A 15,480-nucleotide genomic window follows, 5' to 3' on the forward strand; every position below is an offset into this window, starting at 1 on the left:
AGCGCCCCGGCGTGATGGGCTGGAAACAGCTTATGTCCACTACGCCGCCCTCATTGCTCGAATCCATGCGACAGATCGGCGCATTGCTGCAGACTGGCGATTTGCGCAACGCGCATGATCGCCTGCAGGCCATCGTCGCGGAACACCCGGACAGCGCGGAAGCGCTGCGCCTGCTTGGCGGCCTGCGCCTCGGCTTCGGTGACGCGGAGGATGCCGAGACGCTGCTGCGCCGCGCGCTGACGCTCGATCCAAACTGGGCACCCACGCTCGCCACGCTGGGCGAACTGCTGCTCAACACCGGCCGCGACGACGAGGCCGAGCCGCTACTGCGTCGCGCAGCCACGAAACTGCCGCAGGCCGCGCTCAGGCTGGCGCGACACTGCAACGACCGCCAGCGCCCGGCCGAGGCGCTGGCCCTGCTCGCACCGCTGTGCACCACCGGGCTGGTCGACGCCGAAGTCGCCACGCAGCACGTGGCGGCACTGGCGGCACTGGGGCGAGCAGACGAGGCCGTGCAGTTCTATCGCGGCGTCGCCGAAACCGCGCCGGACAACCCGGCGCTCGCACATGCCCTGGCCATCGCGCTCGCCGCGTCCGGCCAGCATGCGGCCGCCGAAAGCCACATTGCACGCGCACTGGCGCACGGCCAGCCGACCGCCTCCGCCTGCTTCACGCTGGCACGCAGCCTGATCGCACTGGGCGAATTCGCGCGCGCCGAGACGGCCCTGCGCGAAGGCCTGTGGCTGGAGCCGCGCCAGGTCGAAGCGCACGACCATCTCGCGCGGCTGGTGTGGATGCGCAGCGGCGACCTTGCGCAGAGCACAGCGACGCTCGACGAGGCCATGTGCCGCTTCCCGCACGACGAGCCGCTGCTCGCCGCCAAGGCCGCGATCCTGCAAGGCGCGGGCGACGCGCGCGGCGCCTGGGCCTGCCTCGCCGAACCGGCCGCGCGCACGCAGGCCTCGCCGGCCCTGCTGGTACGCGCAGGGCTGGCCGCACTGGAGTTCGACCCGGCCGGCGCACGCGCGCTGGCGGAGCGAGCGCTGCAGCGCCCGCCCACTGCCGCCGCACGCAACCTGCTCGCCGCCGCCCTGCTCGGCACCGGCGATGCGCAGCAGGCCCTGGTCCACTGCGAGGCCCTGCTCGCCGACGCGCCCGACGACCAGTACCTGATCGCGCTGCAGACCACCGCGTGGCGACTGCTAGGCGACGCACGCCACGAGGCTTATTGCGACTACGCACAACTGGTGAAGCGCTACCGTCTGCAGACACCGGAAGGCTGGCCGGACCTCGCGGCCTTCCTCGCCGACCTGAAGCGCAGCCTGGAGCGCCTGCACGATCCGCACGGCCACCCGCTGCTGTTCCAATCGCTGCGCCATGGCACCGAGACCACCGAGGATCTCGCGCGCCACGACGACCCGGCGATACGCGCCCTGTTCAAGGCCTTCGACGCGCCGATCCGCGACTATCTCGAACACATTGGCCACGGCGACGACCCGTTGCGCCGGCGCAACCGCGACAACTACCGCTTCAACGGCAGCTGGTCGGTGCGACTGCGCAGCGCGGGCTTCCACGCCAATCACGTGCATCCGCGCGGCTGGATCTCCTCGGCCTGCTACATCGATCTCCCCGACGGCATCGCCGAAGCGGAGACGACGGATGGCTGCCTCGCCTTCGGCGAGCCCGGCATCGTCACGGCGCCGCCGTTGCACGCGCAGCACGTGGTGCGTCCCGCGACCGGCATGCTGGTGCTCTTTCCGTCCTACATCTGGCACGGCACCGTGCCGTTCCGCGGCGACCGCGCGCGCCTGACGGTCGCTTTCGATGCTGTACCGGGATTGTCGGCATGAAGCGTTCTTGTACCGCCGGCGGTCACGCATGCCAGCACCATGACCGTGTGCCGTCGCCAAGGGCAAGTCTGCCTTGTCGATGACCGCCCGCCCTTCCACCGGGAACACTCCGCCATGAAATCCCGCACACGCCTTGCCATCCTGCTGTCCGCGCTGCTGTCCACGCCACTGGCCTCCGCGGCCACGCCCGATGCCGCGAAAACGCTGGCCTACATCCATCACGCGTGGCCAACGCTCACGCGCCGGATGGAAGACTGTTCCGCCTTCGGCAAGGGGCCGGGCGATACGCAGCTGGCGATCTACCTGCCGCATCAGTTGCCGATGCCGCAGGAGCTTCCGCGCATCGCGAAGGCCTGCCATGTGGAAGTACGCCGGCTGCCGCAATCGATACGCGAGCTCGGCGAGTTCGATCCCGCCACGCTGCCGGTGCAGGGTCTGCTCTACCTGCCGCATCCCTACGTGGTGCCCGGCGGCTTCTTCAACGAGATGTACGGCTGGGACAGTTACTTCATCGAACTGGGCCTGCTTGCCGATCACCAGGAAACGCTGGCGCGCGACATGGTGGACAACGCGCTGTTCGAGGTGCAGCACTACGGCGGCGTGCTCAACGCCAATCGCAGCTACTACCTCAGCCGCTCGCAGCCGCCCTTCCTCGGCGCGATGATGGCGGCGCTGCTGGCCGACCCCGCGAGTTTCCGCGACGAGGCCGACAGGCGTGCGTGGCTGGCGCAGGCCTATCCGCTGGCGGTGCGTAACCACGACCTGTGGATGCGCACCGGGCACCGCGCAGGCGATACCGGCCTGTCGCGCTACTTCGACTATGGCCACGGCCCGGTGTTGGAGGCGCATGACGCCAGCTATTACCAGGGCGTGATCCGCTGGCTGCTGGCGCATCGCGCGGAAGATCCCGGCTATCTCGTCAAGGCGCCGCAACACCCCGACGACGCCGAAGCGGAACAGCTGAAAACCGCGAGCTGCGACACCGCGGCTTCGAAGGCCTGCGCCGATGCATGGGTCGGCGGCTATCGCCTCACCGCCGACTACTACCTCGGCGACCGCGCCATGCGCGAATCGGGCTTCGACACCGACTTCCACTTCGGCCCGTTCGCCGGCTCCACCCACCACTACGCTCCGGTCGGGTTGAACAGCCTGCTCTACCGCTACGAACGCGACCTGCACGACTTCGCAGCCGTTCTCGGCAAGACCGCCGATGCCGAGCGCTGGCAACAAGCGGCCGCGGCACGCAAGGCGGCGATGGACAAATACCTGTGGCAACCCACGCAGGGCAGGTACATGGACTACGACTTCGTCGCCGGCAAGCCCTCCAGCGATCCCTACCTCAGCATGTTCTATCCGCTGTGGGCCGGCGTCGCATCCCCCGCACAAGCGCAGGCACTGCGTGGCAGGCTGGGCTTGTTCGAGCAACGCGGCGGCCTGGCCATGAGCACGCGCGCCACCGGCGCACAATGGGACGCGCCGTTCGGCTGGGCGCCGACCAACTGGCTCGCCATCAAGGGGCTGGCGGACTATGGCTTCGACGCCGACGCGCGGCGCCTCGGCGCGAAGTTCATGGCCACCGTGGACAACGGCTTCGCCCATGACGGCACCATCCGCGAGAAATACAACATGGCGAGCGGCAACGCCGACGTGAAAATCACGGCCGGCTACACGCAGAACGTGGTCGGCTTCGGCTGGACGAATGGCGTGTATCTCAAGCTGCACCAGTTGCTCGACGGCCCTGCCGGACAAGCCGCACCGCCACCGGCCGCGACGCCGCGACCCTCGCCCGCAGTGCGACCCGGAACGTGATGCGCGCAGGCACGAGCGGCACATGGAGAACGGCCGCGCGTCATGCGCTGCCCACGCGGCTGGCTGCTGCGCTGTCGCTCTGCGGCGCCCTGCTTGCCGCCCCCGCCATAGCGCAGGACGCCAAGCCTGGCGTACGCGCCGACGGCACCGCCACCGCACCGGCCGCCAGCGTGCCTTACTCTGCATTCGCCTCGCCGCAGGCGCGCGCATTCTTCCCGGGCATGCTCGCCTTCGGCGCCAAGGCCCCCCCGATCGGCGGCCCCATTGCCGCAAGCCGCGACTTCTATGACGGCCAGAACTGCGGCCGGGCGGAGCTCATGGAAAAGCTCTATCCCGTGAAGCTCAAGCGCGACATCATCGCCGGCGTCGGCGTCGACGTGGTGCTACCGGCCCAAGGCGTATCGCCGGAGAACCGCCGCCGCGTGCTGCTCAACCTGCACGGCGGCGCTTTCCTGTGGGGCGCGCACAGCGGGGCGCTGGTCGAATCGATTCCCGTCGCCAGTCTCGGCCGCATCGAGGTGATCGGCGTGGACTACCGGATGGGCCCGGAGCATGTCTTCCCCGCCGCCAGTGTGGACGTGGAAAACGTCTACCGCGAGCTGCTGAAAACCCACAAGCCGGGCGAAATCGGCATCTATGGCTGCTCGGCCGGCGGCATCCTCACCGGCGAAGCGGTGGCGCGCTTCATCCACGACAGGCTGCCGGTGCCCGGCGCGATCGGCATGTTCTGCGGTGCGCTGGTCGACCTCGGCGGCGATTCGTCCTACGTGGCGCCCATGCTCAACGGACAAGGCGTGCCGACCACGCCTCCGCTCGGCCTCGCCACGCTGCCCTACTTGCGCGGAGCCGACCCGGACGATCCGCTGGTGCAGCCCGGCCTGTCGCCCGCACTGCTGGCAAGGTTCCCGCCCACCCTGCTGATCACCGGCACGCGCGACTTCGCGATGAGCTCGGTCGTGCACAGCGGCGAACTGCTGCACCAGGCAGGCGTACCCACCGAACTGCGCATATGGGACGGCATGTGGCACTCGTTCTTCTCGGACCCGCAATTGCCCGAGTCGAAGCAGGCCTATGCCGCGATCGTCGGCTTCTTCGACCGGCGACTGGCCCGCTGAAAGGGGCAAGCTTTGCCCCCGCCGGCGCCCCGAGTATCCTCGCTGGTACTCCCCGCCAAGACAGCACCAACCATGAGCCAACAGACCGTCCTGGTCATCGACGACGAGCGCGATATCCGCGAACTGCTCACCATCACGCTGGGTCGAATGGATCTGCAAGTCGACGCCGTGGGCACCGTCACCGAGGCGCGCCGAGCGCTGGGCGAACGCAGCTACGACCTCTGCTTCACCGACATGCGCCTGCCCGACGGCACCGGACACGAGATCGTGGAGCACATCAGCGCCAACCACCCGGATATGCCGGTGGCGATGATTACCGCCTATGGCAATGTGGATGCCGCGGTGAACGCGCTGAAGGCCGGTGCGTTCGACTTCGTCTCCAAGCCGGTGGACATCCAGATGCTGCGCCAGCTGGTGCGCACCGCGCTGCGGCTGGCCGAAGAAAAGCGCAGCGGCAAGTCCGCCGCCAAGGCCGGCGGTGCCGGCGAGCGGCTGGTCGGCGACTCGTCGGCGATGCAGCAGGTGCGCTCCACCATCGCCAAGCTCGCGCGCAACCAGGCGCCGGTGTACATCGCCGGCGAATCCGGCGTGGGCAAGGAGCTGGTCGCCCGCCTCATCCACGAACAGGGCCCCCGCGCGAGCGGCCCGTTCATCCCCGTGAACTGCGGCGCCATCCCCTCCGAGCTGATGGAAAGCGAGTTCTTCGGACACAGGAAGGGCAGCTTCACCGGCGCGCATACCGACAAGGAAGGCCTGTTCCAGGCTGCGCACGGCGGCACGCTGTTCCTCGACGAGGTGGCCGAGCTGCCGTTGCACATGCAGGTGAAACTGCTGCGCGCGATCCAGGAAAAGGCCGTGCGCCCGATCGGCGCGCGCGAGGAAGTGCCGGTGGACGTGCGCATCCTCTCCGCCACCCACAAGAACCTCGCCGCGCTGGTCGAGCAGGGCCAGTTCCGCCAGGACCTGTTCTACCGCATCAACGTGATCGAACTACGCGTGCCGCCGCTGCGCGAGCGCCGCGGCGACGTGTCGCTGCTGTCCAACCACATCCTGCAGGGCCTTGCCCGCAAGGACGGCGGCGCCCCGCGCCGCCTGCTGGCCGAGGCGCAGCAGGCGCTGGAAAGCTACGACTTCCCCGGCAACGTGCGCGAGCTGGAGAACATCCTCGAACGCGCTACCGCGATGTGCGACGGCGACACTATCGCTGCCGACGACCTGATGCTGCCGCAACGCCTGCAGCGCCTTGAGTCCGCTGCCGTCCAACCTCCGTCCGGCAACGGCGCTGCCGCTCCGGCGACCACGCCACCCGTATCCTCGGCCGCTGCCGGCGGCCTGGACGACTACATCAGCAACCTGGAACGCAGCGCGATCATGAAAGCGCTGGAAGAGTCCCGCTACAACAAGACCGCCGCCGCGAAGAAACTCGGCATCACCTTCCGGGCGCTGCGCTACAAGCTGAAGAAGCTGGGTATCGACTGAGGTTGCTCGCGGCACGCCCCACGAGGGCATGGCCCGGGCAAGGAACCATCCTCGCCACCCCATCGGAGGCAACTTCCTCCTGCACGCCAAAAGCAGACCACTGGGATGCCATCTCCAACGAGATATCGTGCGTATCCATCTTTTCGAGGCGATAAACCACAAAAGCCACGTTTAGCGTGATACGCAAAGCAAGCGATCATCTGGCAACACGCAGGAAGGTAGAGCAAGCTCTTGAAACTGCTGCCATTCATTCGCTTGACGGGCCCACATCGACGATGGAGCATGGCGTGCATATTCCCCGATCCGGGGTCTACTAAGCGTTAGGTGTATCCAAGAATGAGTCGCTTTGCCAAGCTCAGACAGTGGGTCAACCGCGATGACGGTAGGTTCTATCAAGCTGGCAACAGGTCGTTGGGCGCGGTCGAAACTACTGGCTTACTCATCTTCGTCAGCGCTATCGCCTTGTGGCAACTTCACGTCAAAGCTGGCATCAGCATCATCTGGTCTCTCGCGGCAGGCAGTATTGGTCTCGTGTTAGCAATCGCCGGTGGCGCTGGCAAAAATCGTGGCCCGCACACCTAACCAGTCATCCAAGCGGACGGCTTCGCCGCCGCTTAATTCCAGCGTTAGGGGCTCAAATGCAACATCGGCGCGCCGTGCGTATGGCTTGTTTCGCAATAGCTGTGTCCTTCGCAACGATGTCATATTCCGACACGGTGACTCTTCCGAACGGATATGACTTGGTAAAAAGCCCGCAGGGTGGCTACTCTGTTATCGATGTTCAAACCACCGGGGTCGTCGGTCCCGGCATCGTTTCGATCGGCTTCAATGAGCGGTACATTGTTGCGTGCGAAGATCGAAAGGTTCCAGTTGCAGATCAAAAGCGAATGGTCTTTATTCGGCTAGACAATAGGGTCGCGGTAGACACAATCAATTCTCGTAACTGGGCATATTTTGTCGCGCGTATTCCTGAGCTAAAGCAGATCAAACTTCGGCAACTCACAGATACGAGCTGCCCCTAACAATTCGTCCAAGCGGACGCGTTAACCGCGCGCCGCTTAACTCAGGCGTTAGGCCTCACGAGATGGCTATGTCGCTTGCCCGTACTCTGATCATCTTTTCACTGGCTGTTATTGCATTGCCATTGTCCGCTCAAGAACACAGCGTCCGTCCCGCACAAGGGCTTGTGCCGGATGCCAAGACAGCAATAGCAATCGCTGTTGCCATCTGGTCTCCGATCTACGGCGAGAAAAAAATTGCCTCGGAGCAGCCTTACGTAGTCACGCTTTCGGAGGACGGGAAATGGACTGTTACAGGCTCGCTCCCCAAAGGCTGACTTGGCGGCTCCGCAATTGCCGTCATCTCAAAATCGGACGGCCAAGTCTTGCGTGTTAGTCACGGCAAGTGAGGCCTAACAATTCGTTCAAGGCGGACGGCCTCGCCGCCGCTTAACTCAGGCGTTAGGCCCGCAAGGAAGATCTACGAATGCTTGTGTATACGGAGCTGAGCAAGCAAGAGACCCGGCGCATGCAGCTACTCGGCATCCCGATGTTCATTGTTGTTGTCGCTTGCTCCATGACCATGGGTGCACTCTGGAGCATTCTCTTCGCATTCGTTGCACTCATTCCTTACTCGTTCTTCTACAGCAAGGCGTACGCTGTGGTGGCTTCGCGCAATTCATCGCTGCCTGGCTGGAAGTTCTACGCTAGCGTGGTTCTGGTACAACTTGCCTTCATCGCAACACTGGTGGCTCGCGCGCGGGCCTAACATCTCGTTCAAGGCGGACGGCTACGCCGCCGCTTAACTCCAGCGTTAGGCTCGTATGCCACGACTTTTCATAGTCATTATCTTTGCGTTTTTATTTGGCTGTTGTGGCTTGCACGCAGCTGAGTCGCGCGTCGGTGGCTCCGGTGTCGCAACCCTGATTGTTTCTCACACTACAAACTGGTGTTCGCATTGCAAGTTGGGGCCAGATGTTGCTCTTATCCAAGTTCGGACGACTTCGGGCAAGATCGTCTGGTTCTCCACTGCAGGGCAAGAACCTGAGCGGTTGTCTTTGCAAGCCGGTCACTGGCAAATCACGTATTTCTGCCCCGGTATCGCAGACTTCGAGGGGCATCAAGAGATCGTCGTAGAATCCAGCGTCAGCTATATCGTTTCCTGCGGCGAGCCTCCAAACTACCCCCTTCAATTGCAGCGCGCATCTGGTCCGCCTAACCACTCGTTCGAGGCGGACGGCTCCGCCGCCGCTCAACTCCAGCGTTAGGCTCTAGGAGATAGCCCTATGCGTTTTGCAGTTCTGATCGTTGCTGCTGCGACAGTCATCTCTTCGATGCCCGCGCTTGCTGCTGGCAAGAACGACCTCAAGGTGAGCACGTCACAAGTTGTTGGCCTTACCAAATTTCTGGAAGAGCATCCTCGCAATGAGCAAGCGCCGGCTGTTCGCGCATTAATGCTCGACTGGGAAGACAAGACAAAAGACGTCGTGGATTACGTGTGCCCCGGCGTTTTGGCACCTGTGCCAAATGACGGTGTACCGAACGGACCGGAGTTACTAGCACAGTTCATTCTTAGCAGTGCCGCTTTTCAAATCGCAAACCCTTCGCAGAAGGGCGCTCTTCAGCCTAGCCAACTGGCTGGCATGCGTAGCATGCTCAAGGTCTATCAGGCATTTCTAGCCAGTGATCCCAAAGCCCGCATTCCTCGATTTGACGAACTTTTGGCCAAAGAAGCAGACGGGTCGCTCCCTGCTTATCTTGAGCCAGTGGTGGCAGCAGAGTGCAAGCAATAGCAAGGCAACCGGGCCAAGTGCCTAACATTTCGTTCAAGGCGGACGCCTCCGGCGCCGCTTAACTCCAGCGTTAGGTGCCTCAATGCGCAGCACCGGATACATATCTGCCCTATTCGTAACCGCAGCTTTGGGCTGCGCCACATATGTTGGCCACTCCCTTCTAGTCGGTTACGTCAGCGCACATCTTCCTCTTACGCTTTGTCACGACGCCCTATGCCTGCTTCTGTTGCCTGGCATCATGTCTGCAACGATCACCGGATTTCTACTGGCCGCCCTTACAATGTGGCTCGCTCCACGATTTGCTATTGCCGCCCCCGTCTTGGCTACCCTGCCTTGGATCATGCTGCACATATGGACCTGGATCATCTATGGCCAATGGGATATCTGGTGGTTTGCCCTCAGCGACATTGCAGCTCTTATCGGGGCAACTTACGCTTTCGCAGCATTGTTCAGGCGGCTCCGATTGAGGCTGCCACCTAACAATTCGTTCAAGGCGGACGCCTCCGGCGCCGCTTAACTCCAGCGTTAGGTGGCAAAGTGCGCACAATTCGTCACATTGTTGCTTGCATCGGGCTGGTCACACTGCAGTTTGTGCTCGCCCAACCCTCCTTCCTCCCCGGAGCTTGGATAAATATCGCCCCTCCTGCCATCGGCACAGTTTTCGCCGTTCTTGTTGGTAGAGTCAGTCTTGAGTTTGTCGTGCTTACGCTGGTCATTGTGGGGCCGGTCATGGCGTTAAGCATTCTCTTCCTAATAGCCGGTGTCGCTTGGCCAGATGCCGCAGCGGCCCACGTCCAAGCCAATATGTCACTTGGCAATTTCTTAGCTATCTTATCGCCACCCTTCGTCGGTGCAGCCACATGGTTTGCGGTTCAGCACCTAACCAGTCATTCAAGCGGACGCGCAAAAGCGCACGCCGCTTAACTCCGGCGTTAGATTTTATGAGACTCGATGCACAAGGAGAGTCAATGCTAGGGCACTTTCGCGAATGGCTCGGCGACTTCAAGATGGTTATAAACCGACGTGTCGGTGGCCAAAGCATTCCAACTTTCAGAGAAAGCATCCCGAACCTCGCGCCCCTTGCATTGCTCATCTGGCTTTTCGCGGGACATGAAATTTATCAGCGTGCTGCAATTTCTCTATACGGCACCGTAGTCTCATCCGAGACTAGTTGTGTTCAGCCCTATAAAAATCGGTGCGCCACTACGTACGTCGTTGAGGCGCAAGATCAAACGCGCTCCACTTACGTAGCTGGCCCAACTGACGAGTCCTTAGAGAGGCGCTTGCCTGTAGGTACTCTTATCCGCAAAGACAAGTGGGCGCTCACATACTCAGTCAACAATCTAAAAATCAGCGACTTTCCAATTGTGTTCTATGGCGGCTTGATGGCTTTCGGTGTTCTATGCGCGTTGTTCGGGCGCCCCTCGGCCAAGAAGCAAATCTAACAATTCGTTCAAGGCGGACGGCTTCGCCGCCGCTTAACTCCAGCGTTAGGCCTCATGGACAATCGATCACCTGACGAGATTGCCGAAGAATGGATTCGCGCATGGTCCGGCACAGAGCAGCCAGCCATCGGAGTGGGTATTGGCGCATCCCGGTTGGATTGGGAGCTGCCGCGAGAAGAGCCTCAGCTTTGCCTCGAATCAATCATCACAGTGCTAGAGCACATCCAGGGGTCTTCTTCCAAACTTCTTGCAGTGCTAGCCGCTGGCCCGCTCGAAGATCTCTTGGCTAAGAACGGGAGTGTCGTTGTCGATCAGGTCGAGGTACTTGCCAGGCGCAGCCCAGAGTTTCGACACTTGCTCAACGGCGTCTGGGACAGCGGGATCCATCCAGAAGTACTTTCCAAACTGGCCAAGTACCGTAACCAACGGTGGTAAGGCCTAACATCTCGTTCAAGGCGGACGCCTCCGGCGCCGCTTAACTCCAGCGTTAGGCCCCAATGCAGATGAACCGCAATTTGCCGCGTACAATTGCCTACTTTGACTTCGTGGTGGCGGCGTCCTTGGTTGCATGGGGACTGTTCTTAGCAACAGCTCCGCTGCATCCGCCTCCTGGCGATTCGCACGGTGGCCTCATGGCCGTGTTCCCCGGCCTGCTTCTCATTCTTCTAGCTGCAGTAACCTACGGTTCGGGCAAACTACTGTTGCGTCAAAATATCTGGGGCTGGCTTCTGCAAGCTTTCGTGGTCGCGTGCATCGGCCTTCTTGCAGTTATGCTTTCAGCCTCGTAGACCCGTGGTGTCGGGGCCTAACATCTCGTTCAAGGCGGACGGCTTCGCCGCCGCTTAACTCCAGCGTTAGGCTTTATGAGCAACTCTCCGGTCTACCTTCACATCTCACCCGAGGGCGCGTTGCCAGACATCGCTCATCTCTCGCCGTTTCGGGCCGTCGTCATCATCGGTTCGGCAGTCACCAGTGAGTGGCAAGTCATGGTTAGCGATTGGCTGGTGCTGTCAGGCTGCTTGTACATGATGGCTTGGGGTCTAGACTGCACAACGTGGGACGATTCCGTGGATTCCGCCAACTCGCGTCAATTCCACTACGGTGACATCCCGAGCGATCGAGACGTGTTCACAACGTGGCACGCCAATGAGCCTCTCAACGAGGCGTTCTACTTCTGCAAGCACCATGCAATCCACCCAGTTGTCGACCTACAACGCACCGTCTTGCTTCACGTTGCGGCGCAGAGCGATTCTTCTCGCATTGTCCAGGGCTTCGTCGCGGCCTAACATTTCGTTCAAGGCGGACGGCTTCGCTGCCGCTTAACTCAAGCGTTAGGTCGCAATGTCATCAGAGTTCTTCGCTGACATCTATTTGCTTCCCACCGAGGCTGGCGGCAGGCAGGGGCCGTTAGTTTCTGGCGAATGGCGTACGGTGCTTGGCCTCAACAATGAGCACTGGTCTGCTCGCCTCACTTTTGCGGGGCATCCGGCGCCTGGCGAAACCTTCTACGCTGGCGTGCAACTTCTGTTTCCTGAGCTGGCTTTGCCATGCTTCGCTGTCGGCGCCGAGTTCACAGTTTGGGAGGGCGGTACCAAAGGCACTGGGCGGGTTGTGTCGCTAGCAACCTAACTACTCGTTCAAGGCGGACGGCTACGCCGCCGCTTAACTCCAGCGTTAGCCCTTATGTTCAAAGCACAGCCACTAAAACATGTCGTGCCATTCACTGCATCGGTGTTCATCACGTCGCTGGTCGTAGCCATGTATCCGTTTCACTTTGTCCCACTCAGTCTTCCGGAAACCCTTAAGACGTATCTACCGGGCGTTGTAATGTGCGCAATTGTTTCAGGCTTCGCATTTTGGCTTGGTCTGGGCTTTAGTCATCGCGTACCAGATGCGCGCAAGACATTTTTCCTAGTCGCAATCTTCTACTTTGCATCGTTCATGGCCGTAAAAAGTTTGGCTACGTACATTGCGTGGTACATAATTTTCTCGGCTCTAGTAACTGCTTTCCCTCTAATTTTCGGTGCATGTTGGCCCGCGGCTTGGGCTAACAACTCGTTCAAGGCGGACGCCTCCGGCGCCGCTTAACTCCAGCGTTAGGCACCATGGAAATCACTCAACTAATTACCTCGGCAAAGACCATCGTTCGCAGAAACTTATCCGCTAACGTGGTGACCGCTTCCATCGAGTGGCAAGCCGCAAAGGGAAAATTGGTTCTTGCCTACTACATGCAAAACGCGCACACGGAAGACGACGAAGAATGGTGTTCTTTGGCGCTCGCTGAGCTGGAGGCAAAGTTCCCAGACATACGGTCGTCGGAGCTACTTATGCTTCCATCTACAGACTTGCTGCGCGTTGCAAATTCCGGCAGGCATGTTTTGTATCAGTCACTGCCTAACATTTCGTTCAAGGCGGACGCCTCCGGAGCCGCTTAACTCCAGCGTTAGGTGCCACAACCATGGTCCGCACAGTTGCCGAAGACGAGAGCGAGCAGAAGGTCCTCGACGACATCGCAAACTTTGGATGGCACTGCGTCGGCATTTTCGCTGAGGGCGAGCAACCCCAGTACTCATTCACTGTTGGCCTATTCGAGTCGTACAACCATCCTGAGCTCATCATCTTTGGCCTGGCGCCAAAGATTGCGCATCAGATTCTTTGCACCGTCGCAAACGCTGCCAAGTCAGGCCGACCTCTCGATCTCGCGCAACCCAGCGATGCTCTAGTCAACGACTACCTGTGCTGCTTCGCTCAAGTCCCGGTGTCCGAGTATCACGAGCATGTCGGCTTCTGCCGCTGGTACTACGGCGGCAACGACTTTCCCCTCTATCAAATTGTCTGGCCCTCGCGGACTGGGCTTTTTCCATGGCATCCTCAAGCCGCACCAGAGTTCCGTGCAGCACAACCCGTCATTGCATCGCACACAGGCGGCACCTAACAATTCGTTCAAGGCGGACGGCTTCGCCGCCGCTTAATTCCAGCGTTAGAGGTCATTGCTGACGGTGTCGCAACTTGATCAGCTAAACATGCTCATCGCTCGTGCAGGCCTCGCCGACTTTCATCCAGCATCATCGGGCTATCGCTGCGGCGACCTTCACGCGCAGCTGATTCCTCTGTCGGAGATCCAAGTTCCAACCAGTCGCACGCTCGTTGTCGAGGAGCGTGCCAACGCCATCCTTGTTGCAATCAATCAAAGCGCTCCGTTGCCTCCCGTCGAAGTCGACGAGCCACCCTCTCGTACCGCAACCAGTTGTCGCTATCGCCTTCGTGATGGATTTCACCGTTACCACCTCTCGGCGGCGCTTGGCTTCACCCACATTCCTGTTGCAATCAAACCGTTCTTCGACTGGAATGACCTCTAACCATTCGTTCAAGGCGGACGGCTTCGCCGCCGCTTAACTCAGCGTTAGGCCTTCAATGGAACGTATGTCTTCGTTTATGTTTTTTACAATGCTCCTGTTCTTGAGCGCAGTTGCCGTGTCGACAAGCACATATCAGTTGTTCGATTTTTGGGGCCTGTCGGCTAACTTTGTCGTCGCATCAACCCACTCAGTGTGTGAGAAGCCTCTCAACAACAGGTGTGTCACTCATTACGTCACTCACAACGCTAACGGAACATCAGGAGACCTTGTCCCCTTTGGTTACGAATTCGAACCGGAGGCACTCGAGATAGGGAGTCGCGTCGTCAAACATGGGAACAGCTTCTCCAACGAGCTCAACGGAAAACAAGAACTATGGCCCTATTTATGGCAACACGTAGTCGTGTCTTTGCTTGGAGCGGTCGGATTGCTTCTCTGGTATTTGGGTGGTGGGCCAAAGATTCTTATTTGGTGGTTACACGGGCTCCTGCATACGCACAAGGCCTAACCACTCATACAAGCGGACGCGCGTACCGCGCGCCGCTTAACTCCAGCGTTAGGCCACTCAGGAGCCTCTTTCGTGAACCAGGCATCCCTAGAAACTACGTTCTTGGAGTGCTTGCGCAAAATTGATTTGCCGCCACACGAAATTTCTCGCCTAGACTCGGGCCACCTGCTTCTAGATATTCCGTCGCCTTGCCAAGAAGTTGGGTTCCTTCGAGCTGCTGTGGTTGCAGCAAACGAAATCGTTGTCTATTGCAAAATCACACACGCTCATTGCAGTAATCACGGCTCCAGCAGCCAACCACTTTCAGCCGTGCAACTCGCGATTGCTCAAGAAGCGGTAGAAGCGATCTCCGGTTTTCTTAGCGGCTCCCTCTGTGCATCTGTGGAGCATGGCTTTGACGGGCGCACAATCGGGTATGGTTTTGGGCCGGCGTCAACTGTCGGGCAATCCAACGAGCAGTATCGGCAGCTTATCCAGCAACAGTATGGCGGCCCATCCACCTTTCAAGCATGGTCATGGGCCGGCGAAATTCCAGTCGTGGCCTAACTATTCGTTCAAGCGGACTGGCGCGGGGCGGTCGCGCTAAACTGTCACGCATCGCGGCGCCAGCCGCTTACCTCAAGCGTTAGCGCTCAATGACAGAACCCGATAACTGACAGAACCCAATAACTGCTACGCATACTTCTCAGTCTATGGCGACGATATAGATCCGTCGGCCCTGTCTGCCGAGCTTGGGGTCGCGCCAACACAGGCCTGGCTCAAAGGCGACTTAGATCCAAGGCGCCGTGAAAAACGTACGGGACATTGGTCGCTCTACTCTCGGCTCGCCCGTACTGCTGAACTGGAAGAGCATTTGCATGATGTTCTGCTTCAAATGGATGCCAACGCATCCGCGTTCGCCGCGGTCAGCCAGCGCTTTGGCGGCACCATGCAACTGGTTGGCAACTTCAATGACATTGGCGCTGGCCTCAATGTTGCAAAGGGGGTCATAGCTCGCCTCGCCTTCTATGGCTTGCAGTTGGACCTCGACACCTACTATCTGTACTCGGATGCCCGCGAGTGCACGGTTTGAGCGCTAACAACTCGTTCAAGGCGGACGGCTTCGCCGCCGCTTAGCTCCAGCGTTT

15 protein-coding genes are annotated in these 15,480 nt (G+C 60.6%); all 15 read left to right on the forward strand.

Annotation, left to right across the window (positions count from 1 at the left end):
* The first annotated feature begins 32 nt into the window (after nucleotides 1-32).
* A complete protein-coding gene (locus ISP25_RS10185) occupies nucleotides 33-1,850 on the forward strand; it encodes a 2OG-Fe(II) oxygenase family protein (protein WP_404613631.1) in 1,818 nt (605 codons plus the stop codon).
* 114 nt (nucleotides 1,851-1,964) lie between these two features.
* Nucleotides 1,965-3,659 carry a trehalase family glycosidase gene (locus ISP25_RS10190; protein WP_404613632.1) on the forward strand — a complete coding sequence of 565 codons (1,695 nt, stop codon included), beginning with the start codon at nucleotides 1,965-1,967 and terminating at the stop codon, nucleotides 3,657-3,659.
* Nucleotides 3,659-4,774, forward strand: coding sequence for an alpha/beta hydrolase (locus ISP25_RS10195; RefSeq protein ID WP_404613634.1), 1,116 nt, complete (start codon nucleotides 3,659-3,661; stop codon nucleotides 4,772-4,774). Before ISP25_RS10190 ends, ISP25_RS10195 begins: the two co-directional genes overlap by 1 nt.
* 72 nt (nucleotides 4,775-4,846) lie before the next feature.
* Nucleotides 4,847-6,253: a sigma-54-dependent transcriptional regulator gene (locus ISP25_RS10200; protein ID WP_404613636.1), complete on the forward strand. Its 1,407-nt coding sequence runs from the start codon at nucleotides 4,847-4,849 to the stop codon at nucleotides 6,251-6,253.
* A gap of 336 nt (nucleotides 6,254-6,589) precedes the next feature.
* Entirely contained in the window at nucleotides 6,590-6,835 is a 246-nt protein-coding gene (locus tag ISP25_RS10205; RefSeq protein WP_404613637.1) for a hypothetical protein, read from the forward strand.
* A 508-nt stretch (nucleotides 6,836-7,343) separates the two neighbouring features.
* A complete protein-coding gene (locus ISP25_RS10210; RefSeq protein WP_404613639.1) occupies nucleotides 7,344-7,589 on the forward strand; it encodes an NTF2 fold immunity protein in 246 nt (81 codons plus the stop codon).
* Between the two features lie 191 nt (nucleotides 7,590-7,780).
* Nucleotides 7,781-8,020, forward strand: coding sequence for a hypothetical protein (locus tag ISP25_RS10215; protein ID WP_404613640.1), 240 nt, complete (start codon nucleotides 7,781-7,783; stop codon nucleotides 8,018-8,020).
* Nucleotides 8,021-8,537: 517 nt separating this feature from the next.
* Entirely contained in the window at nucleotides 8,538-9,044 is a 507-nt protein-coding gene (locus tag ISP25_RS10220; protein WP_404613642.1) for a hypothetical protein, read from the forward strand.
* Between the two features lie 1,499 nt (nucleotides 9,045-10,543).
* Nucleotides 10,544-10,924: a DUF6869 domain-containing protein gene (locus ISP25_RS10225; protein ID WP_404613644.1), complete on the forward strand. Its 381-nt coding sequence runs from the start codon at nucleotides 10,544-10,546 to the stop codon at nucleotides 10,922-10,924.
* Between the two features lie 68 nt (nucleotides 10,925-10,992).
* Nucleotides 10,993-11,277 (forward strand): hypothetical protein, encoded by a 285-nt coding sequence (locus ISP25_RS10230; RefSeq protein WP_404613645.1) that lies wholly within the window; start codon nucleotides 10,993-10,995, stop codon nucleotides 11,275-11,277.
* 75 nt (nucleotides 11,278-11,352) lie between these two features.
* On the forward strand, nucleotides 11,353-11,775 hold the full coding sequence (locus ISP25_RS10235; protein ID WP_404613646.1) for a DUF7684 family protein: 423 nt from the start codon (nucleotides 11,353-11,355) through the stop codon (nucleotides 11,773-11,775).
* Nucleotides 11,776-12,947: 1,172 nt separating this feature from the next.
* Entirely contained in the window at nucleotides 12,948-13,424 is a 477-nt protein-coding gene (locus tag ISP25_RS10240; RefSeq protein ID WP_404613647.1) for a DUF4262 domain-containing protein, read from the forward strand.
* An 88-nt stretch (nucleotides 13,425-13,512) separates the two neighbouring features.
* The gene (locus ISP25_RS10245) at nucleotides 13,513-13,848 is read left to right on the forward strand and encodes a hypothetical protein (RefSeq protein WP_404613648.1); all 336 of its coding nucleotides are present in this window, start codon (nucleotides 13,513-13,515) and stop codon (nucleotides 13,846-13,848) included.
* A gap of 577 nt (nucleotides 13,849-14,425) precedes the next feature.
* The gene (locus tag ISP25_RS10250; RefSeq protein WP_404613649.1) at nucleotides 14,426-14,899 is read left to right on the forward strand and encodes a hypothetical protein; all 474 of its coding nucleotides are present in this window, start codon (nucleotides 14,426-14,428) and stop codon (nucleotides 14,897-14,899) included.
* Between the two features lie 157 nt (nucleotides 14,900-15,056).
* Nucleotides 15,057-15,425 (forward strand): DUF4279 domain-containing protein, encoded by a 369-nt coding sequence (locus tag ISP25_RS10255; protein WP_404616299.1) that lies wholly within the window; start codon nucleotides 15,057-15,059, stop codon nucleotides 15,423-15,425.
* The last annotated feature ends 55 nt before the right edge of the window (nucleotides 15,426-15,480 follow it).

Source organism: Rhodanobacter hydrolyticus (genome assembly GCF_044904645.1).

What these genes read in the sequence shown, in the direction of transcription:
- ISP25_RS10185 (WP_404613631.1), top strand. Translation starts at nt 33, where the DNA reads ATGTCCACTACGCCGCCCTCATTGCTCGAATCCATGCGACAGATCGGC.
- ISP25_RS10190 (WP_404613632.1), top strand. Translation starts at nt 1,965, where the DNA reads ATGAAATCCCGCACACGCCTTGCCATCCTGCTGTCCGCGCTGCTGTCC.
- ISP25_RS10195 (WP_404613634.1), top strand. Translation starts at nt 3,659, where the DNA reads ATGCGCGCAGGCACGAGCGGCACATGGAGAACGGCCGCGCGTCATGCG.
- ISP25_RS10200 (WP_404613636.1), top strand. Translation starts at nt 4,847, where the DNA reads ATGAGCCAACAGACCGTCCTGGTCATCGACGACGAGCGCGATATCCGC.
- ISP25_RS10205 (WP_404613637.1), top strand. Translation starts at nt 6,590, where the DNA reads ATGAGTCGCTTTGCCAAGCTCAGACAGTGGGTCAACCGCGATGACGGT.
- ISP25_RS10210 (WP_404613639.1), top strand. Translation starts at nt 7,344, where the DNA reads ATGTCGCTTGCCCGTACTCTGATCATCTTTTCACTGGCTGTTATTGCA.
- ISP25_RS10215 (WP_404613640.1), top strand. Translation starts at nt 7,781, where the DNA reads ATGCAGCTACTCGGCATCCCGATGTTCATTGTTGTTGTCGCTTGCTCC.
- ISP25_RS10220 (WP_404613642.1), top strand. Translation starts at nt 8,538, where the DNA reads ATGCGTTTTGCAGTTCTGATCGTTGCTGCTGCGACAGTCATCTCTTCG.
- ISP25_RS10225 (WP_404613644.1), top strand. Translation starts at nt 10,544, where the DNA reads ATGGACAATCGATCACCTGACGAGATTGCCGAAGAATGGATTCGCGCA.
- ISP25_RS10230 (WP_404613645.1), top strand. Translation starts at nt 10,993, where the DNA reads ATGAACCGCAATTTGCCGCGTACAATTGCCTACTTTGACTTCGTGGTG.
- ISP25_RS10235 (WP_404613646.1), top strand. Translation starts at nt 11,353, where the DNA reads ATGAGCAACTCTCCGGTCTACCTTCACATCTCACCCGAGGGCGCGTTG.
- ISP25_RS10240 (WP_404613647.1), top strand. Translation starts at nt 12,948, where the DNA reads ATGGTCCGCACAGTTGCCGAAGACGAGAGCGAGCAGAAGGTCCTCGAC.
- ISP25_RS10245 (WP_404613648.1), top strand. Translation starts at nt 13,513, where the DNA reads ATGCTCATCGCTCGTGCAGGCCTCGCCGACTTTCATCCAGCATCATCG.